This is a genomic window from Shewanella sairae (genome assembly GCF_023283535.1).
Taxonomy (GTDB): Bacteria; Pseudomonadota; Gammaproteobacteria; order Enterobacterales; family Shewanellaceae; genus Shewanella; species Shewanella sairae.
The window spans coordinates 1-21081 of sequence record NZ_JAKILT010000069.1; the positions used below are offsets into that span (position 1 = coordinate 1).

Annotated in this window: 20 protein-coding genes; 11 read left to right on the plus strand and 9 right to left on the minus strand. The window is 39.4% G+C overall.

From position 1 onward, the window contains the following. Positions 1–83: 83 nt before the first annotated feature. Together L2748_RS20660 and L2748_RS20665 are read right to left on the minus strand one after the other, a co-directional pair. A complete protein-coding gene (locus L2748_RS20660; protein ID WP_220782639.1) occupies positions 84–1133 on the minus strand; it encodes a hypothetical protein in 1050 nt (349 codons plus the stop codon). After that, entirely contained in the window at positions 1120–1947 is an 828-nt protein-coding gene (locus L2748_RS20665) for a TnsA endonuclease N-terminal domain-containing protein (protein ID WP_220782638.1), read from the minus strand. The genes L2748_RS20660 and L2748_RS20665 overlap by 14 nt, the downstream gene beginning before the upstream one ends. 436 nt (positions 1948–2383) lie before the next feature. Here L2748_RS20665 and L2748_RS20670 point away from each other — a divergent pair, with 436 nt between their 5' ends. From L2748_RS20670 to L2748_RS20695, 6 genes are all read left to right on the plus strand, one after another. Further along, positions 2384–3481 (plus strand): ATP-binding protein, encoded by a 1098-nt coding sequence (locus L2748_RS20670; RefSeq protein ID WP_220782637.1) that lies wholly within the window; start codon positions 2384–2386, stop codon positions 3479–3481. A 2-nt stretch (positions 3482–3483) separates the two neighbouring features. Continuing rightward, complete coding sequence (locus L2748_RS20675; protein ID WP_220782636.1) at positions 3484–5742, plus strand: S8 family peptidase; 2259 nt, start codon at positions 3484–3486, stop codon at positions 5740–5742. Between the two features lie 17 nt (positions 5743–5759). Next, positions 5760–6080, plus strand: coding sequence for a helix-turn-helix domain-containing protein (locus tag L2748_RS20680; protein ID WP_220782635.1), 321 nt, complete (start codon positions 5760–5762; stop codon positions 6078–6080). Positions 6081–6085: 5 nt separating this feature from the next. Next, positions 6086–7012, plus strand: coding sequence for a hypothetical protein (locus tag L2748_RS20685; RefSeq protein WP_220782634.1), 927 nt, complete (start codon positions 6086–6088; stop codon positions 7010–7012). Between the two features lies 1 nt (position 7013). Further along, positions 7014–7658 (plus strand): ComEC/Rec2 family competence protein, encoded by a 645-nt coding sequence (locus tag L2748_RS20690; RefSeq protein WP_220782633.1) that lies wholly within the window; start codon positions 7014–7016, stop codon positions 7656–7658. Between the two features lie 934 nt (positions 7659–8592). Beyond that, on the plus strand, positions 8593–9996 hold the full coding sequence (locus L2748_RS20695; protein WP_246616240.1) for a type II toxin-antitoxin system HipA family toxin: 1404 nt from the start codon (positions 8593–8595) through the stop codon (positions 9994–9996). Between the two features lie 47 nt (positions 9997–10043). On the opposite strand, the gene L2748_RS20700 is transcribed toward L2748_RS20695, so the two are convergent. Next, the gene (locus L2748_RS20700; protein WP_220782632.1) at positions 10044–11192 is read right to left on the minus strand and encodes a hypothetical protein; all 1149 of its coding nucleotides are present in this window, start codon (positions 11190–11192) and stop codon (positions 10044–10046) included. Positions 11193–11427: 235 nt separating this feature from the next. After that, a complete protein-coding gene (locus L2748_RS20705; RefSeq protein WP_220782631.1) occupies positions 11428–12612 on the minus strand; it encodes a BaiN/RdsA family NAD(P)/FAD-dependent oxidoreductase in 1185 nt (394 codons plus the stop codon). A 96-nt stretch (positions 12613–12708) separates the two neighbouring features. On the opposite strand from L2748_RS20705, the gene L2748_RS20710 reads away from it, so the two are divergent. After that, positions 12709–12909: a hypothetical protein gene (locus L2748_RS20710; RefSeq protein WP_220782630.1), complete on the plus strand. Its 201-nt coding sequence runs from the start codon at positions 12709–12711 to the stop codon at positions 12907–12909. 24 nt (positions 12910–12933) lie between these two features. Here L2748_RS20710 and gpsA read toward each other — a convergent pair whose 3' ends face one another. From gpsA to L2748_RS20725, 3 genes are all read right to left on the minus strand, one after another. Beyond that, positions 12934–13953, minus strand: coding sequence for an NAD(P)H-dependent glycerol-3-phosphate dehydrogenase (gene gpsA / locus L2748_RS20715; RefSeq protein WP_220782629.1), 1020 nt, complete (start codon positions 13951–13953; stop codon positions 12934–12936). Positions 13954–13957: 4 nt separating this feature from the next. Beyond that, on the minus strand, positions 13958–14443 hold the full coding sequence (gene secB, locus L2748_RS20720) for a protein-export chaperone SecB (RefSeq protein ID WP_012157402.1): 486 nt from the start codon (positions 14441–14443) through the stop codon (positions 13958–13960). A 230-nt stretch (positions 14444–14673) separates the two neighbouring features. Continuing rightward, positions 14674–15108, minus strand: coding sequence for a rhodanese-like domain-containing protein (locus L2748_RS20725; RefSeq protein ID WP_220782628.1), 435 nt, complete (start codon positions 15106–15108; stop codon positions 14674–14676). 238 nt (positions 15109–15346) lie between these two features. On the opposite strand from L2748_RS20725, the gene gpmM reads away from it, so the two are divergent. The 4 genes from gpmM to L2748_RS20745 are packed head-to-tail and all read left to right on the plus strand — an operon-like array spanning position 15347 to position 20030. Next, positions 15347–16891 (plus strand): 2,3-bisphosphoglycerate-independent phosphoglycerate mutase, encoded by a 1545-nt coding sequence (gpmM, locus tag L2748_RS20730; RefSeq protein WP_220782627.1) that lies wholly within the window; start codon positions 15347–15349, stop codon positions 16889–16891. 10 nt (positions 16892–16901) lie between these two features. Beyond that, positions 16902–18035, plus strand: coding sequence for a murein hydrolase activator EnvC family protein (locus tag L2748_RS20735; protein ID WP_220782626.1), 1134 nt, complete (start codon positions 16902–16904; stop codon positions 18033–18035). A gap of 33 nt (positions 18036–18068) precedes the next feature. Beyond that, complete coding sequence (locus L2748_RS20740; RefSeq protein WP_220782625.1) at positions 18069–19274, plus strand: S41 family peptidase; 1206 nt, start codon at positions 18069–18071, stop codon at positions 19272–19274. A gap of 6 nt (positions 19275–19280) precedes the next feature. Beyond that, positions 19281–20030 (plus strand): divergent polysaccharide deacetylase family protein, encoded by a 750-nt coding sequence (locus L2748_RS20745; protein WP_220782624.1) that lies wholly within the window; start codon positions 19281–19283, stop codon positions 20028–20030. On the opposite strand, the gene L2748_RS20750 is transcribed toward L2748_RS20745, so the two are convergent. Both L2748_RS20750 and L2748_RS20755 read right to left on the minus strand, forming a co-directional pair. Continuing rightward, positions 20025–20471 (minus strand): Rrf2 family transcriptional regulator, encoded by a 447-nt coding sequence (locus tag L2748_RS20750; RefSeq protein WP_220782623.1) that lies wholly within the window; start codon positions 20469–20471, stop codon positions 20025–20027. The genes L2748_RS20745 and L2748_RS20750 overlap by 6 nt on opposite strands. A 53-nt stretch (positions 20472–20524) precedes the next feature. Then, a complete protein-coding gene (locus tag L2748_RS20755; protein ID WP_220782622.1) occupies positions 20525–20776 on the minus strand; it encodes a YkgJ family cysteine cluster protein in 252 nt (83 codons plus the stop codon). Between the last annotated feature and the right edge of the window lie 305 nt (positions 20777–21081).

A 21081-nucleotide genomic window follows, 5' to 3' on the forward strand; every position in this document is an offset into this window, starting at 1 on the left:
TTTGATTTACGGGTCATTTGTTCACCTTGTGTTTAGATGGGGATTATACCCCTTACATCTTGGTGTCCAAATTCACTATGCCACTACACCTGTCTCGCGGCACGCCATGATGCATGATAAAGAGATACGTGCATGCCAACAATCATCCGGCTCGCTCTATCGATCACAATGTAAATCGTTGGCCTACCCAATAAATGCTGAGAACCTAGTTCGGAAACGATGTGAACATCGGCTACTGTTGCATCTATCTCAAAGTGAGTTCCAGGCAAGTAACTATCTTGAATAACACTTCCTAATAAACCTCTTTTATTTCTCAGATGATCATTTTCGGTCGTTCTCCCCTTAACCATCTCTTCTTTAGTAAATAGTTTTTTTGCCCAATAACTAAATTGCTTAAGTGTTGGGACTGAAGGAGGTCTCCCACATGAATGAGCAATGCGAACCTCATCGGCATAGCTATCAACGAGCATATTTTTGTACGTTTTTGATAACGTCAGGCAGGTCTTTTTTAAATAATATTTTTTCAGTGCTTTCTTAAATTTACTTTTATCTATATCTGAAATAACGTATTTTGCAGCCCTTTCTACCGCTACCGTTCTTGGTTGCTTAGGAGAGCCTAATGGGTTGCCTGTTGCTTTCCTCTCCTTTCCCAAACCACCACTTAGGGAAAATGCTGGAAGAAGCGCGCTTTTATCCTGACCATAACGCCAATATTGAGTGAGTAACCTAGCCAAGACTTTTCGGTCGATTTCCATCGCCCTCGCATAGTCAGCAAGATGTGGTACACGTTTTTTCGTTGCATAATCAAAAACAAAAGCTCTATCAAAAGCAATACCTTCAATTAATGCATAGTTTTTATCTCTTCGAACAATATGTTCTTCTGGGATATTTTCCTCTGCGACTAAAAGAAAGCTAGGTAGGTTAAACTCTGACTTCTTCGCTTTCAGGCTTTTTACATTCTCTATAAATGCATCTATCGATAAAGCAAGAGGACGAACACTTCTTGATGTCTGATTTAGAGGGAAAAGAACTACTGACTCAACATCGTGCATTAGCTCCAAAATTCGATATAAACCGTCTTCGGCTAAATCGGAGTCGTGTAACTCCCACACACTGTTTCTAGGAAGCTCCATTCATAACACCTCTCGCAGACATAGCTATAGATGTGATATCTAATATCCCCACTTCTGTGATCTTTGATGATAAATCCACATCAATAAACTTGTCCGCTATTAGGTAACGAATAAGCAATAGAGCATCATCATGTGAGGCGATATTCATTGATATGAATTGATTGCATAAGTCTTCAAGGAAGAATTGACCAACCTCAATTATAGCTAGCGCACTATCAACCTGTTCATCAGCAAAAAAGATGGGGTTTTCACGGAAAGGACTTGTTGCCCAACTAAGATTACTACTCTGGACTTTAGTCAGCTCATTACCAGTAAAATAACTAAATTTAACCCCCAACAGTTGCCAACAAACTCGTTCAATATCAATTTTTTCGAGTACACGCTGATTACCTGATTCGCTTTCAGGCTTAACTGAAATGGCGTGATATAACGTACCTTGGCGAAATTCAGTTGTAAGCAACTGATCGGTTGTCATTATGATAGGTTCTTTCGTTTTGGGGTGTATTGGATGTTTCACACCCAACATGCTTGCCACTTTTTGCGTATAGTTAAGTGGCAAGATAGGAAACTGCTCTCTTATATCTATCACACTGTCTGAGAACTCAGCTAAATAAAATAACTCACTCTCTATTGAAGACATCATGTGATGCAATCTCTGAGACTTTCTCCCAAAAATTGACGATCTAGTTCCGTGAGATTTTACATCTTGAATTCTAAGCCATGGCTTATAATCTGGGCCTTCTCCTATTCCATATTTATTTCTCAAGGATCTTTTATAGTCTTGTAAAGACTCAAGTTTTCGTCCGCGCGACATAACTCATTCCGATGTATTTATCTGGAAAAGCATAGTAGAAAACACCATTACGGGCAAATTTTATGTCTGAATAATGTGTATCGGAACATTAGTTTGTACACAACAAACTAATAGATAAAAATTCTGTGTCTAATTGGATAGATCGGTGTTGTTTGTTTTAGTACCTGTTTAACGGGAGTAACAATCAATAATCACTGAACTGATTAACTTTTATCTAACAGGACTGCGGCTGATAATTTCACATTATCGCGAATCATATTTAGATACACTTCAGTATCTCATTGGTAAGCCGCAACACATAACGATATGAACCATGACGCAAAACCATAAGCCACTGTTTTTGTTAAACATAAACCTTGCGTGGTAAAAATTAGAGACTAATGAGCATCAATTAACTATAATCTATACCAAATTACTGTCCAATTTGAGTGTAAATGTGGAAAAGCATATATCCATTACAGAAGAACTTCTAAAAAAAGTCATAGAGGCCGGATTTTCAGGTAGAAAACATGATCTTTCAGTTTTAATAAGAGTAATTTCTTCTCAAATTGAAAATGAATCACCAACATTGGCACAGGAGCTAAGAAAACTAGCAGCGTCTAAGCCAATAAGGGAACATACTGTTCTCAATCCTCACAAATTAACTTCCGAAAGCACATATGGCGTTACAAAACCCCATATGTTAATAAAAGCTACGGATTTCATTGTGTTTGAAAAGTCAGTTTTCGAGTCAAATATAGAAAATGAAATACAAGAAATTATTAAAGAGCACCGTTCTTCTGAAAAACTAACCTTAAATGGGCTTAACCCAATAAAAACAGTCCTATTTGAAGGTCCGCCTGGCGTAGGGAAGACTTACTCAGCAAAATGGATTGCACAGTCTTTAGGTTTGCCTCTTTATATTCTAGATCTAGCATCAGTAATGAATAGTCACCTAGGAAAAACGGGCAATAACATAAAAGAAGTATTTCAATATATCTCGGATAAGAAGTGTATTCTTTTGCTTGATGAGTTTGATGCTATCGCTAAAAAGCGTGATGATGCCAGTGATGTAGGAGAGTTAAAGAGACTTGTCACTGTATTACTCCAAGCTTTAGATCATCAATCAGACTCCTCTTTGATTATTGCCGCGACAAATCACTCAGAACTATTAGATCCTGCAGTGTGGAGACGGTTTGAAAAAAAGTTATCTTTTGGTAAACCGAGTGATAAGGCTGTACTAAAGTACGTGAATAGTCTAGCTGTTGACACTCCTCTTACAGAGTTTAGCTTCTTGTTTAAAGGAATGAATTTTAGTGATATTCTTCATAGAATCAAAAGAGTACAAAAACTTGCTGTCTTAAATAACACTAATGTGATTGATGAACTACTAAACACTATCGCAGAAGACATGAAAAGTATGAATATACTCGATAGAAAAAAAATTGGTAAAGCTTTAATAAAAAGCGGACATTCTCACAGAGAGGCGGCGAAAAGAGCAAACTTATCAAGACCAACCCTAATTAAATATATTAATGAAAACATGGATGTTTAAATATGTATCCTATTTTAACAAAAGCAGAAATATATTCTGCGACTAACGACCCAAAGAAAAGTCGCCCATCTCCAAAAATAAAACCTTACTCCTCTAGAGATGCCGTATATAGAGCTGGCGGGTTTGTGGATCAGATAGTACGATCTTCAAGAAATATAAAGCCTTCGACATTACCAGAAGAAAAACTTGTTACCAAGTTAACTTTGCACCCTAGTTATTTAGCAAAGTCTTATTTTCCTACAAACCTACTTAAACACTTCGGCTTAGAATATTTAGGAAGTAAAGAAGTATCGATTCGCCCGAATGTTCGGGTAACGAAAGCACAAAAAAAATCAGACGAAATCCTTTCCAGTCAACTTTTCATAGCCGGAAAAATCTCTGACTATAATCGGATGCTAGAACAACTTAGCCTAAGTGAATTATCCTATGAAGTAATTGAGGACTTTTCAAAGGTAGAATCTTTTTCTATATATGATGCAGATGAAAAGTTTGATCCAACAGCGATAGATATAGATAGTGATCAAAGATCAACCTACGAAGTCGTCCTATATTCAGAATCTCTAGAGACAAATATATATAAAACCTTCGAGTACTACATCACCAATATTGGTGGTGATATTGATAGTATTAATGGCAAAAGCATCGATGGGCTTACCTTTATATTTGTTAGCATCTCTGGAAATCTCGTTCACGAACTAGCAAAGTTCTCATTTGTAAGAGTCGTTAGAAATGCACCTATAATTAAAATTTTTCCAGTTGAAAACGCTACTCCGTTACACCATGATGGTATATTTCAAGAAACTTCCCCTGTACCAAATTCCCTGCAAATGGAAGTAGAGCCTGCTGAAGTAGCAGTGTTTGATGGAGGACTACCTAAATCTTTAAATCCTTCCCTGCAAAATATTCGATACTTTGATTTAACGAATAGTAAAATCGATGATCCGAAATATACTAACCATGGCGCGAATGTTACCTCTGCAATCTCTTATGGAGATCAAGGTTCGTTAGAGCAAAACAAAGATATTGTAAATGTAGACCATTATAATGTTATTTCAGCAGAAGATGATGCTCTCTCGTCAAACCTATACGTTGTGCTCGAAAGAATTCAACATGTCCTCCGCCACAAAAAGTATCGAATCGTCAACATTTGTCTAGGTCCTTCTATTCCTATACCTGATGATGAACCAAATCTTTGGACATCTGTACTTGATAAATTGGCCGAAAGTGGTGAGACTTTATTTATCATCGCAGGAGGAAATGATGGTGAATGCCTTGATAGCCTTGGGGCTAAATATGCGCGAATTCAGCCACCTGCAGATATGTTAAATGGGATAGGGGTAGGCTCTGCAAACTCACGTTTAAAAGACTGGAAAAGAGCATCATATAGCTGTATTGGACCAGGAAGAAAACCAGGATTTGTAAAGCCTGATCTTTTGCATTTCGGTGGAACGGCAAATGATGAACAATTATTGCTTAAACGTCTTGATGGCCCCGGCTATATAAATGTGCACGGTACGAGCTTTTCAGCTGCGTTAATAACTCGGCAAGCGGCTTTACTGGATAAATATACAAACAAGAAGTTCAACATCGCGACATTACGAGCTCTTCTAGTTAATTCTGCAAACTCTAGTTTTTCTCTAAGGGATGTTGGCTGGGGATGTGTACCAAGCAATATTTATGATCATTTATATTGCTCTAAGAATAAAGTTACCTTTGTTTATCAAGGTTCTTTAAAGAAAAAGAGTGGGGTACGTGCCGCGATCCCATTTACAGAAGACTTACCGCCAAATACTAAAGTGGTAGTAACATCAACTCTCTGTTTTTACTCAGAAGTTGATATCAGAAACCCTGTAAGCTACTCAAAAACTGGAGTGAGCGTAACATTCAAGCCTCATTTGGAGCGTTTACAGCCAAATTCAAATCAACCAAAGCCAAAGACATTTTTTTCATGTAACAACATTTATAAAAGTGAACAGGCATTGCGGGAAGATCATCACAGGTGGGAAACTTGTTTTAAAGTTTCTCAGCGAATGATGGCAAAAACACTTTCTCAGCCGGTTTTTGACATCCGCTTTTCGGAGAGAGCTGATGGACATAATTATGACTCAAAGTCTCCCTTAAATTACTCCCTGGTTGTTACAATTGAAATAGAAAAACTCAATGATTATAATTTTTATGAGTCAGTAACCAATAAATATCCATTGTTAACACCAATAGAACTTAATATCGATAGTGATGTTAATATTGACTTAGCTGTCTAAAAAGTGTAGGTAACAAAATGAACAACAAAAACGTAACACCATCATCATTAAGGAGTGCAAGTGAAAAATCAACTCAACAGCTATATGATGATTTGTCATTAAAATTACTTCTCCTCATCGCAAAAAGTAATGGGTACGATACTTCAAGAACGATATCCATTTCAAAACTTAAAGATGAAATGCAAATAACATACAGCGCGTTAGCGAAATTGATCTCTAGGTTGAAACAAGATTTGTTTATTATCATAGAGATTGATGAAAATGATGAGTTATATATAAAAATCACTACATCAGGGTTAAACAATCTGGCAAATAGTCAAGTTAAAAATAATTGGTAAATAAAATGCGAAATGTCATAAATACATCTAAAGGGTATTCGACTCTAATTTACCTTCTTTTCCTTATCCTTGTTTTAGCTTTGGGTTATATACCTGCACTATATAATGACACACTAAACAGTTACATTTGCGTACTTTTATTAGGTAGTATTTTTAGTAGTATAGAATTAGGTTCTCGATATAAAGACGAGCCATTCGATGCAATAAGCAGCATGCCTGGTTTTTTCTATATTCTTGTTAATGGTTTTATTTGTTGCGTCGGTTACTACCTAATCATAACATTTTCATTGAATGTAACTGTGCCTGATTATTTAAATGAGACAGCACAAAAAGCTAGTGACATTCTACTTGCATCAATTAGCAGCTTCTTAATAATGAGATCCTCATTCTTAACACTAGGAAGTGAGAATAATCAGATCGATATTGGTTTAAGTGTAATTATAAAAAAGCTGATTTTTATAGTTGATAGACAAGTCGACAGACATCAAGCAGCTAAAAGAGCAAGAAATATTACTGAAATACTAAAAGACGTCTCTCTAAAACAGATTAAAGTCCAAGTTATACCTTTCTGTGTTCAGGTAATGCAAAATGTTCCGAAAGAAGAAATTGACAACCTTTATAAGGAAGTCGAAAGTCTTGTTATAAGTGAAACCAGTAGCGAGATGAAAAAGGAGTATGAAGACACCCAGAAGTTACAAGCTGGGCTTCTTATCTATACTTTAGTTGGCTATAAGGTGTTAGAAACAGCAATCAAACAACTAAACATGGAGAACAAACCAACAGAGGAAACTCTAATAAAACCAGATATTACAGCAGATAGCTCTGAAGAGTCACCTCGCAATGAATACTTATCCTCATTTCATGAGATGATTGAAGATGCAAAGACTAGTAACAAATCGGGTGATGAAGATAAAGAACAGGAAAAATGCTAAATTGAAACAATCATTTTTATTTTTTCTTCTCTTATTTTCAACAGACTTACTAGCTTCTCAATATATAAAAATTGTGGACGTTGGCGCAGGCCTTTGCATCATTGGGGTCGATCAAAAAAACTCTAAATACTTTATTTACGATACTGGTAACTGGAGAAACTCTGAATGCGTAGTTCAAACAAAAGCTTTAATTAATTCAAATACTATAGATTTAATTATACTTAGCCATTCAGACTCAGATCATATCGGAAATACTTATGAAATAGAGAAGTCATTTAAAATAAAAAGGTTAGTGCATACAGGATATGAAAGAAATAGAATAAAGACATGGAGAAAAACCCAAGCTGCAATTAACAACATGCTAATATCAGGAGGCATTGTTCACAATATAGCTAACGATAAAAAGCTTCCTGACACTATAAAAATTGGTGATTTTTCTATTGATTTTATCTATGGACGTTCAAACTGGGATGAAACTAAACTTGCGGAGGCCGAAAGAAGAAATGCTATAAGCATAGTAGTTAAAGTAACGTTAGATGGGAAGTCTGTTTTATTACCCGGTGACATTATAGGAAGAAATACACGCGGAGAAAATAGAGATTGTTTACACACTGAGAGTTTATTAGTCAAAAAAAATCAAATTTAGAATCTCTTATTTTAATAGCTCCTCATCATGGAGCTGATAATGCTACATCCAATTGTTTTTTAAAAGCAGTATCTCCTAGCTATGTTGTTTTTTCCGCCGGTCATGATCACAGCCACCCAAGGAAGGTAACGGCTGAAAGGATCATTTCTACTTTAAAAGTGACAGAGTCAAATATTTTTAGAACAGACAGAGGTGATGATGAAGGACATAAAGAGTGGGACTACCTTAGAGTAAAAGGTTGCAAAGATAAGTTTGGCGACGACTCTGTTATCATTGACTTTGCTAGAGATCCAATCATTTTCTATGAGTATGAAGATTATGATTGTATTTCTTCTTTATAATAATATTAATAGAAAGCTATTTAATTGCTTTCTCTCGATTCAGTATGATCACTTACAATGGCATCAGTAACTTTTTAACATAGACCAGTGCGTTTCGATGGTTGCGTAACCATGCCTTATCCTTACCATACAGCTAATTTTAAGCTGAATTGCATTGCTCAGTTTTGCTCTAATAAACCTGCTTATACCAATGACGTAACGGTTCAAAACGGCATTTCTACGCCAAAAGGCTAACCTTGGTACTCAGTCAACGGAGCCCACTTCAATTCAAAAATAACTTCCCTGATAATCGGCCACTTCACTATAGAGCGATTATCCTCAAGCAACTTTAAGTAAGTACCCAAAAACCACATAAAAACCATGCTATTGTGCTCCCCTATCAGTAAGAAAAGGTAAGCCTCAACTTACCAATCATGGCCTCAAAACCCCACTCCCTCACTTGCCATTCGCAAGTTTATCAACAATATCAATGAAATAAGATAGTTGACAGTTACAAGGTGAGCTACTGACTTTTAATTTTTGGATCACTAAACGGATCATCAAAAACAAGCCAAATGTAGCAAGGCTTATGAGAAAAGTAGCTAACTCTAGAAATGAATATCCGGGAAAATCCAAAGGTTTTCCAACAACTGAGCTCAGTAGGTATGCCTAATAAATTAACACTACAGACTTATGTCAACGAAAGATGGCTTGATGCAGCAGAAATAGTCTTTAATGATAACGGCGATTCTTATTACAAAGTCACCACACTTCTATACATTAATGACTACACATTGGACTTTATTGATTTCGATGGATATCACTCAGCCTCTTTAAATTATCCAGTTTCATTTTTCTTTGACCGCAAAGATTCCCCAACATGGTTAAGGTTCCTCGATGATATAACGCCTTCAGGATCCAGTCGACGATTCTGGATGGGGCATCTCGGCTTATCGAAAATTTTTAGTTATGAACAATCTTACATATTACTTCGCGATTACGGATTAAACCCAATTGGAAATTTAAGAATAAAAGAATCCTCTCACTATCATTCAGCTACTAAAGAAATTACTTTCTCGCAAGAAGACCTGGTTAGTAAAGGATGTACATTCTTAAGCTATGCTCAAGCTGAAGGAGCAACTGTGGCAATGGCTACAGGGGCAGGGGGAGAAGCACCTAAACTATTATTAAACTTATGTGACCAAAAAGTTTGGCTTGATGAACCTCCTTCTGAACTAAGACCTTTCAGCCAGCCTTACTTGGTCAAGTTTCCGAGGGGACGACAATCAGCTATCGATTCAGATATTTTAAGAGCTGAATATCACTATTATCATGAACTCAACTCGATGGGTTTCGAAACTATACAGATAGAAAAAATGAAATTAATTGAAGGTCCAAAATACCCATCTCTATGGTTACCGCGATTCGACATTTCAAATAATCGCGGAAAAATTGAGAAATTAGCTGTCGAGTCAGTGTACTCAATGTTGGAAGTGTCTCCAGGTTCATTGTTAGATCATGGCTTGACCATAAGAATGTTGATCCAAAAAATTCAAAGCAGTCATCTAGTGACTCAAAAAGGGTTCCAATTTGATGTTAAAGAGTTCGTAGCTGAATGGGTGAAAAGAGACTTATTAAATATAGCCTTTGGAAATTCCGATAATCACGGACGAAATACATCATTTCTGCGCGGCGCCCACTTTATTCATCTTGCTCCAATCTACGATTTTGCCCCCATGAAGGCCGACCCTGACGGGGTGTATAGGAGCACAACGTGGACAAAAGGACTTGAGCTTGGTGGAAATTATAACTTCCCTGCGATAGCCGCAAGCCTTGATGATTTGATTCCAGCAGCCCACTTACAAAGAGAGCTGAATGAATTAGCCTCCAAACTTACAAATCTCAAGAAAAGACTTAAAAATCGTGGTGTTCCCTCAAGTATAATGAACTATCCGACTATTGGTTTTGATTACCTTGAAGAAAAACTCGAGTCCTGGGGGCTAAAAACAAATAACTAAATTAGATTTATAGAAGGGTCTTTATAATCAGCAATCAAAGTGAAAACTTAAAGGCTGTGCAGATCATAATAATATGAACTTTCTTTTAAGTTCCAAAAGTTATCAACAACACTATATTCGCCAGAAGACAACAGATTTGCCTCTTCTAGATACCATGCTGTAGAATTTTTCTGCGCTATATCACAGTAGTTTTTGATGTTTTTCTTATATTTATGAACAGAAGTAAACATTGCAATGTTGTGCGATAGGCCACAATATTTGTTCGAATGAGTACAAGTTAGACAAGCTCTTACTTTCGGGACTAGCATCAATTCTGAGCATGAGAAACTTTGCTCAACACCATTAAAAACCTCAAGCTCTTCATATAAGCTATCAAGAACCTCCATAATAGGAGAATACTTTAGCTTTAGCAGTTTATTGATAATGTCTTCAATTACTATTGCATCAGCTTTAATATAAGCTCCTGATGCATCGAATAATTTTTTATATGCAGAATACATTCCTCGCTCAAGGTGCTCTTCATACAGGCCTCGATTGAAGCAGTAATGCTTAATAATACGACACAGTTTTCGATGTATTAGTCGAAACAAACAAGGTGAAATAGGCTTCTGAAATATGCCACTCTGAAAGCTCTTTTCTCTACTAACATCTGTAACAGAATATTGAACCGCAACACTAGGAATTCCTCCTAATAGCACTTCTCTTATTGAGCTAATTGTTTTCCGAACGGATGCAACTGGTAGATAATAGATAGGAACATTATGAACTTTACATCCCCCCCCATTGGTCCAATCTTCTTTAAAATACCCGAAACCATATGAAAAAAGACTATCTTTCACGCAAAGGTTGCAAAAAGATACTCTTTTATAACACCCCTTAAAGTTTGAAAACTGTAGCATCCAGTTAGAATTTTCATGCTCTTTAAAAATACATTTAAACAGCTCAAGATAAAAAAATGGATTATGAAAAAAGTCTAGCTTAACAACTCTTTCATAATTACTCTTAATCAAAGAAAGTAATAATTTTTCTTCATGATTCACAAAATAACTTTTTTGACTATTATCTAGTTTTACATGAGTTAGCCACTCTCCATTTCTGGAAATAAGTGAAGAAAAATTAGTACCGCCATTTAACATTTCATGTCTAAAAATGTAGCTTTGCAGCGATTCATCATAAGGGAAAACCTTATTATTCATACAGATATACTACTTTACTAACCTAAACTGACATTGATTAACTCAAAAGAATATATTAGCCCTTCAAGATAGGAAGTGTATTACCATTCTTATACTTTGATTAAAATAGAGCTGGGATGGTGATGTTAGTCTACAAACTTTATTGTACCTAAACAAAACGCCATTACGGGCCAACTTTATTGCTTACGGGCCAACTTTATTGCTTAAGGGCCAACTTTATTGTCTCTGCACATCGTTATACAGCTAGGCCAGCAGCAACACCTGATGACCAAGCCCACTGAAAATTAAATCCGCCTAACCAACCACTTACGTCCATAACTTCGCCAACAAAGTACAAACCTGAAACAGATTTAGCCTCCATGGTTTTTGAAGACAGTTCATTAGTATCTACACCGCCTAAAGTCACTTCTGCAGTGCGGTAACCTTCGGTGCCATTCATGACTAAGGTCCACGACTCAAGATCCAGTGCTAATTGCTCTAACTCTGCATGAACTAACTGGTTAAGCGCTTTATTCAGCAAAGGCTCTTCAAATAGTACTTCGACTAAACGTTTGGGTAACCACTGTGACAGTGCATTACGTAAGCTTTGCTTTGGGCTGGATTCAAGTGCTTGTTGTAGCTTTGCACGCACATCCTCACCCGGTAGCAAGTTAATGCTGATCGCTTCGCCCGGATTCCAATAGTTAGAGATCTGCAAAATAGCAGGCCCTGAAAGACCACGATGAGTAAATAACAGCGCTTCGCTAAACTGGGGGCCATCTTTAGCGGTGATAGTACTTGGCACCGCAATGCCTGATAACGGCTCAAAGCGTTGCTTTTGATCGCTGTGCCAAGTAAACGGTACTAAACCTGCATGGGTTGACAGCACCTTTAAACCAAACTGCTCGGCAATGTGATAACCATAAGGTGAGGCGCCAAGTTTTGGCATAGACAAACCACCGGTGGCAATCACTAAGGATTCACAGCTGTAATGCTCTTTGTCGGTAATTAGCTCAAACAAGCCATCTGCATTTTTGCTGATCTCACTAATTTCAGTACGCAGTTTAATTTGTGCGCCAGCCCACTCACACTCGGTAAGCAGCATAGTCACAATCTCTTTCGCTGAGTCATTGCAAAACAGCTGACCATGATCACGCTCGTGATATTCGATGCCATGACGCTCCACCAATTCGATAAAGTCACTTGAGCGATAGCGCGCTAAGGCTGACTTAACAAAATGACTATTACCGCAGATAAAGTTCGCAGGTTCGACTTTTTGATTGGTGAAGTTACAGCGACCGCCGCCACTGATAAGAATTTTACGCCCCGCTTGTTTGGCGTTATCTAGCACTAATACATCACGGCCACGGTAACCTGCAGAGGCTGCGCACATAAGGCCTGCCGCTCCAGCTCCGATAATGATGACGTCATGATGTTTCACTCGATAACTCCTAAATAAACGTAGCTAAAATAAAGGTAATTAAACCTCAGATACGAGGTATAAATTTTAAGCATAAAAAAGGGCGCTATTTTAGCATTGTTATCTGTACATGGAAGTACTTATGCCATCTTCGCCATGGATGGCATGAAGTGGTATCTATACATGGAAGTACTTATGCCAGCTTCGCCATGGATGGCAAGAAGTGGTATCTATACATGGAAGTATTTATGCCTGCAGTTAAATGCGCCTAAAAACAAAAAACCGAAGCTAGGCTTCGGTTTCAATCAACTGAACTGATTGTTCAATCAAATAGCAGTAACACTATTCTGCCGACGATGTCTCAGACTTTTGCTCACGGCTAAGTAGCTCTTTAGCTGCATCAACCGGTGACTTGCCTTTATACAAGACCTGATAAACCTGTTCGGTAATCGGCATCTCAACGCCTAAACGCTTAGCGAGCGTATAGACCTCTTTAGTGTTGCGATAACCTTCAACAACTTGACCAATCTCTTGCTGTGCAGTTTCAACATCACAGCCTTTGCCTAATGCTAAACCAAAACGGCGATTACGCGACTGGTTGTCAGTACAAGTCAGCACTAAATCACCTAGACCAGCCATACCCATAAAGGTAGAACCTTGAGCGCCAAGCGCTTCGCCTAGTCGAGTTAGCTCAACTAAACCTCGGGTAATTAGAGCTGTACGTGCATTAGCACCAAAACCAATACCGTCGGAAAGACCAGCACCAATTGCGATAACGTTTTTAACTGCGCCACCAAGTTGCAGACCAATAAAGTCGTCGTTGGCATAAACACGTAAACGTTTAGGGCTATGCAGCAATTCAACTAAGTCTTTAGTGAACTGTGGATCGGTACCCGCAATCGAAATTGCAGTAGGCATACCAGCAGCAAGCTCTTTAGCGAAAGTTGGCCCAGATAGCACAGCTAACGGGAACTCATCGCCTATCACTTCACGCGCAACATCTTGAATTAAACGGCCAGTTTCAGGCTCTAAGCCTTTGGTTGCCCATACAATTCTAGAATCTTTACGTAACAGCGGTTTTGCTTGAGTCAGTACCAATCCAAAAACATGGCTAGGCACAACAACAAGCACATTGTTAGATGCAGCTAATGCTGTCGCTAAGTCCGCTTCAGGGATCAACAAGTCTGGTAATGGAATACCCGGTAAAAATGCTTCGTTAGACTTATCATTTTTCAGGTTTTCAATGTGCTCGGGTTCATGGCCCCAAAGCATGGTTCTGTGGCCATTGCTTGCTAAAGAAATGGCAAGGGCGGTCCCGTAAGAGCCCGCCCCCAGTACCGTAATGTCGGCAGTGTTTTTCATGCGATTAAGCGTTAGCTTCTTCTGCTGGTGCTTCAGCTGCAGCAGCTTGACGCTGTTGAACATACTGAGCAAATAGTGCGTCAAAGTTAACTGGTGCTAGGTTAAGTTGTGGGAAAGTACCACGGCTTACTAGGCTACCAATTGCTTCACGAGCATATGGGAAAAGAACGTTAGGGCAGTATGCGCCTAGAGAGTGAGCTAGCTGCTGTTCAGTTAGACCAGCGATAGCGAAGATACCCGCTTGCTGAACTTCACATAGGAATGCAGTTTCTTCGCCGTTCTTAGCAGTAACTGTCAAAGACAGAACAACTTCATATACGTCGTCAGATAGTTTGTTGCTGCGAGTATCTAGATCAAGCTTAACTTCTGGGTTCCACTCTTTTTGGAAAACAGCAGGGCTGTTTGGTGTTTCAAAAGAAATGTCTTTTGTGTAAACACGTTGAATGTTGAATTGTGGACCTTGTTGTTCGTTGTTTGCTACTTCAGCCATACTATCCTACCTTTAAAAAATGTTAATGAGGCTACTTCAAAAGAGCCAGTCTCAGGGCTTGGCAAACTTGGGGTTGTCCCAGTCTACGTCCCAGTTTTTGATTTATTTAGTCAACAGACGCTTTTTAGGAGGGAACTCGTCCCTCAGTTCAATGCCGGTAACCACAATAAGTTAAGCGATAACACTCTAATCAATTACTCAACAAAAAATCAATGGCCAGGCTAACACTTCTATCTTTTACTTTTTGAAACAGGCAAGTTATTTGACTGCCATTCACCCATACCACCTTTCAAGTTGTTCACGTTTTCAAAACCGTGATTAACCATCAGCTGAGCAGCTTGAGATGAAGTCATTCCAGCGTTGCATACCATTATAATGGGACTCGCTTTTGCGTTTTCAAGGGTACCAAGCTGATTATTTTTTATATCAGCTAATGGTAAATTGATTGCACCAACGATATGGCCCTTTTTAAATTCTTCTTTACCGCGTACATCAACAACTTTTGCGTCTTGCTTGTTCATCATCAAAGTGGCTTCTTGATGATTAACATTTTTAACTTTAGACACGCTAGACTTAAATACCACAACGATAAGTCCGACAAACAAACCAACCCACGCAATGCTTAGCATCGGGTTAGCTTTAAAAAATTCCATATATTCTTGCATCGTTAACTGCCTACTTTTTCTGGGCCAAATATAATGAGGGCACAGAGTATACCATCGCTTGGTGCAGAATACAGAATGTTAGTCACGTTGGACGCGCGACATCCCACAACAAATAACATCAATAGGTCTATTCGATAACCCTAATCTTGGTAAATGTCTTTATGCACGATGGCAATTGGTAGTAATATTTAACCAATTTCGATTTCAAACTTATTTTTTTAAACTTAAAGGTACTACCATGACGACACGCAAACGCCCGTTGGCATTGCTGATCCTCGATGGCTGGGGTTACCGTGAAAATACGCAACAAAATGCCGTATTTCATGCAAACACACCGGTTTTAGATCAGTTAAATGCAAAATATCCAAACAGTTTAATCTCAGGTTCTGGTATCGATGTTGGCTTACCTGATGGCCAAATGGGTAACTCAGAGGTTGGACACATCAACATTGGTTCAGGTCGAATTGTTTACCAAGAACTGACTCGTATTGGTAAATCTATTGACGATGGTGAGTTTGATAACAATCCTGCACTGACAACTGCTGTCGACGCAGCCATTAAGGCCAATGGCGCAGTGCATATCATGGGATTATTATCTCCAGGTGGAGTTCACAGCCACCAAGATCATATCGAAGCCATGTGTCGCCTTGCTGTAAAACGTGGCGCGAAAAAAGTTTATCTGCATGCTTTCCTAGATGGTCGTGATACGCCGCCACGCAGCGCAAAATCTGGACTGGCTCATTTTGAAGAGATGTTCCAAACCTTAGGCACCGGCCAAATCGCATCTGTAATTGGTCGTTACTATGCTATGGACCGAGACAACCGCTGGGATCGCGTATCACAAGCTTATGAGCTCATTACCGAAGGCAAGAGCTTACACCAAGCAACTAACGCAGTTGAGGCTATTGAAGCGGCGTATAGCCGTGATGAGAATGACGAATTCGTTGCTAGCACCGCTATTCCAGATGCAGAAGGCAATGTGGCAAAACTAGCTGACAACGACGCGCTAATTTTTATGAACTTCCGTGCTGACCGCGCTCGCCAAATTACTCGTAGCTTCGTAAATGCAGACTTTGACGGTTTCGAACGTGCAGTAACACCAAAGATTAACTTTGTAATGCTGACTGAATATGCCGCTGATATCGACGCAGCAATTGCTTATCCATCAACAGACCTAGTAAATACTCTTGGCGAAACTTTACAAAACCGCGATCTCACGCAATTACGTATTTCAGAAACCGAAAAGTATGCGCACGTTACTTTTTTCTTTAATGGAGGCAAAGAAGAGTCATTTAAAGGTGAAGACCGCATATTAATCCAATCACCAAAAGTGGCGACCTACGATTTACAACCGGAAATGAGCTCAACAGAACTCACTGATAAGCTCGTTGCAGCAATTGAATCAACTGAATACGATGTGATCATCTGTAATTATCCGAATGGCGATATGGTTGGTCACACAGGTAACTTCGATGCTGCAGTCAAAGCCTGTGAAGCCGTGGATACTTGTATTGGTCGCGTTGTTGAGGCGTTAGAAAAAGTGGGCGGCGAATGTTTAATAACTGCCGATCACGGTAACGCTGAGCAAATGACGGATGAATCAACTGGTCAAGCACACACAGCGCACACCAGTGAATTAGTGCCGCTAATCTATGTTGGACGTGACGCAGAAATCGAAAATGGCGGCCGTTTAAGTGATTTAGCGCCGACTATGTTAACCTTGATGGGACAAGACGTACCTGCAGAGATGACAGGCCGTTCGATAATTAAACTCAAAGAGTAATAGTTAACAATTGAACATTCGATTTTTTATTAAAGCCAGCATAATTGCTGGCTTTCTATCACTTCCTTTAGCGGTTAACGCCACGGATCTCGAGCGTCGTCAATCTGAGCTTAAATCGATTCAAGCGCAGATTAACAAGCAACAATCTGAGGTGAAAAACACCAATAAGCAAAGGGAAAGATTAGTCTCGCTTCTAAAAGAGGATGAAAAAGCGATCGCGCAAGCGGCAACTAAAGTCAATCGCACCAAACAAGACTTAAGTCAGACCGATAAAAAAATTACTGAGCTTGATGCTAAGCAGCTGCAATTAACAAAGCTAAAAGAATCTCAGCAGAAATCACTTTCCAATCAGTTAGCTAGTGCCTATTTAGCTGGTAATCATGATTATAGTAAGATGCTATTAAACCAGCAGTCCCCAGCAAGTATTGAACGCTTGCTCGCCTATTATCAATACCTAAATAACGCTCGAATTGCATCAATTAACCAACTGCAAACAACCATAAAAGAACTCGACGAAATTCAGGTTGAACAGTTAGAGCAACAAAGCAGGCTCAATAAGCTAGTGCTTGAGCAGCAACAACAAGCCAAAAAACTCAATCAAGAGCAATCTCAACGACAAAAGACCCTAACACAACTGCAAAGAACCTTAAGTACTAGCGGTGCAATGCTCGAACAATTACAAATAGAAGAAGCCAGTCTTAAGCATGTCATTGAGCAAGCTTTAGCTGCGGCAAAGGATAATCCTTCATTCGAAGGCCTCTCAAGCCGTAAAAAACTCAAGTGGCCGACCAAGGGCAGAATAAAATCAGCCTTTGGTAGTAGACGATCAGGCCAAGTAAAGTGGAAAGGTGTCACTATTTCTGCTTCTGAAGGACAAAACATCCACGCAATTGCAGGCGGAAAAGTTATCTACGCCGACTGGTTACGTGGTTTTGGTATGGTGCTGGTTGTAGATCATGGCAAAGGGTATATGAGTTTATATGGCCATGCACAAGCCTTACTAAAAAGCGCTGGCGACACAGTTAGCAAAGGAGAATCCATCGCATTAGTCGGACGTTCAGGTGGACAGACCCAGCCTGGCCTATACTTTGAAGTACGGCACAAGGGGCAAGCTGTCGATCCAGCAAGGTATTGTAAACGTTAAGACAAGCAACCCCTTATTATATAAGGGGTTTTTATGTCTCAATTTATTCGCTATTTTAGCTGTGTCACCCTAGGGCTCGTATTAGGCTTTTCACTAACTCTTGTAGGACAAGAGCACACTCAGCAATATAAATCTCGTGTTAACTATCCCCTCCTACTCGACGTCATCGATACTATCGAAACCTACTATGTTGATAAGATGTCTGAAGAGGAACTCATTCAAGCCGCAATTACCGGTATCTTTAATGAACTTGATCCCTATTCTAGTTTTTTAGATAAGCAGACCTTTGCCAGCATACAAGAAACAAATAATGGCGAATACTTTGGTTTTGGTGTTGAAATTGCGACAGATAATGACCAAATTACCATCATTACCCCTTTTGCAGACTCCCCAGCGGAAGAAGCCGGTATAAAACCAGGTGACCGAGTCATTAAGCTTAACAATCAAATGGTCACAGCCGACAAACTCGAAAGTTTGCTCAAAGAGATTAAACAACATAGCCACAATAAAGAGTCAATTAAGCTCGAAATGGTTCGCGCTAACTCAGAAGACTTGTACACAGTAATACTTAGCCCGAGCATCATTGCAATTAACTCAGTTCAAGGCGAAATTCTCGACAATAAAATCGGTTATATACGTCTTTCAAGTTTCCAAGAAAACACCACATCGAAGCTGGTTAAGCAATTATCAGCTTGGCAATCAGAACAATTGAACGGCATCATTCTTGATCTGCGCAATAACCCTGGTGGGCTTTTAGACCAGGCAATTACCATTGCAGACCTCTTTCTCGATAAAGGACGAATAGTCTCTACAGAAGGGCGTTTTTTTGATGCTAACTCAGACTATTACGCATCGCCACAAATCATGGCTGCAAACATCCCTATGACTGTACTGATTAACAAAGGATCCGCTTCCGCCTCAGAGGTGTTAGCGGCAGCATTGCAAGACAACGGCCGAGCAAAACTTATTGGTCAAACGAGTTTTGGTAAGGGCAGCATCCAAAGCTTAATCCCAACCCTGCTTGATGGTAATGCAATTAAACTGACGATAGCCAAATACACCACCCCGAATGGACGAGATATTCATTCAAAAGGTATTGAACCAGATATAAAAATTGCACTAGAGGCTGTATCAGACTCAGAAAGTATGCCTATAATCGACCCAAACTCACCCAGAGGTTCAGTAGCTCAAGACAAATTAGTCAGTTCAGCAATTACCTGGATCAAGGAAGAAAAATAATCACCAGTGCGCTACTTTCTATTACTGATACTTTTACTGTTACCGAGCGCTAGTGTTTTCGCCAGCAAAATTGCCATCATCATTGACGATATTGGATATCGTCAATCAGATAAGGCTGTGCTCACGCTACCTGCGAATATCACACTTTCTATATTGCCACATACACCGCTAGGTAAAACCCTTGCTCATCAAGCATACCTGCAGGGAAATGAAATTTTAGTTCATCTGCCTATGCAGGCACTAAATGGTAAAGCGATAGGTGCTGGGGCACTAACCAATACCATGACTGAAAATGAACTAAAAGAACAAGTAGCGAATGCCATCGAAAGCATCCCTCATGTAAGTGGCGCAAACAACCATATGGGCAGCCTATTAACCCAATTAGATACGCCTATGCGTTGGGTTATGGAGTCACTGCAACTGCATGATATTTACTTTATCGACAGCAGAACCACAAAATACACTCAAGCTGGTGCTATGGCACAGCAAGTTGGTGTACCTTCATTGCAAAGAGAAATCTTTTTAGATAATGATAAATCGAAGACTGGCTTAGAACGCCAATTTCAGCAAGCGATAACACTCGCCAAAAGCAAACAGCAGATAGTGGTGATCGCGCATCCTTACCCTGAAACGATTGCATTTCTAACCGAAAATATTCATCGGTTAACCAATGAAAATATTCAGTTAGTTCACGCTTCAAATCTACTACCGCAACAAGTAGTCACGGCCGTTTCAGACAAAAATCGCTTATTATAGGATTGAGATTGAAATGTCTGGCAGTAGCGATTTCAGCTCTTGCTTATTAGCTACGATCATATCCAAAGTATAAGCGTCTAGAACAGCAAGATAAGCATTTACAGCCTCAGCCAATACACTTTTTAGCTGACAAGCTGGAGTCAGCAGGCAGTATGGCTTACTACAATCAATAGGCGCTAACGAGTTCTCTAATGAACGAACCACTTGACCAATATTGATTTCAGATGCCGGTTTAGCAAGTCTAAAACCACCGCTTTTACCGCGTACAGTTTGCAGATAACCAAGCTTACCTAAGTGGTGAACCACTTTCGAGATATGGTTTGCAGACAGATCAAATACTTCAGTTATCTCAGAAATACGAAACAGTGATTCTCTTTCAGAGTTTAGCGCTAAATACATCAGCGTTCTTAAACCATAATCTGTATAACGAGTTAATTGCATTAATCGACAATCCGTAAAATAAATATCAAATAAAGCTCTACACTAAGCTTTCATTAATTTGTTGCGGCTTCTAACGTAGTTATTAACCATAATGCTTCAGCGTCTGTACTACCACAAACATCTTCAGTTGCGGCAAAAAGTCCACAAACGGCTGGTCTTTCAGCTTTACCAAATAGCTTACACAAGTTTTGCTCATTGAGCTGAATACAACGTACTCCGGCAGGTTTACCGTTGGGCATACCAGGAATCGGTGTAGTAATAGAAGGTGCAATGCAGCAAGCACCACACCCTAAACGGCAGTCCATCTTAGAAACCTTTTTGCATTCGAGCCGTATTATAGCTCTATAAAGCAACAGAGAGTTGTGCGAAGTCACATACTATACAGCAAGTAACACGGGATATTGTAGAAGCGTGATCGGAGTATACAATTTACTAATCACAGACTGCAGCGTAAAAACTCAATCAAGAAAAGCTTATTGCAGTATGAGTAAATTACAGATACGAAAAAGCCCTGCTATCTCTAGCAGGGCTTATCGTAATGTTGGCGGAGCGGACGGGACTCGAACCCGCGACCCCCGGCGTGACAGGCCGGTATTCTAACCAACTGAAC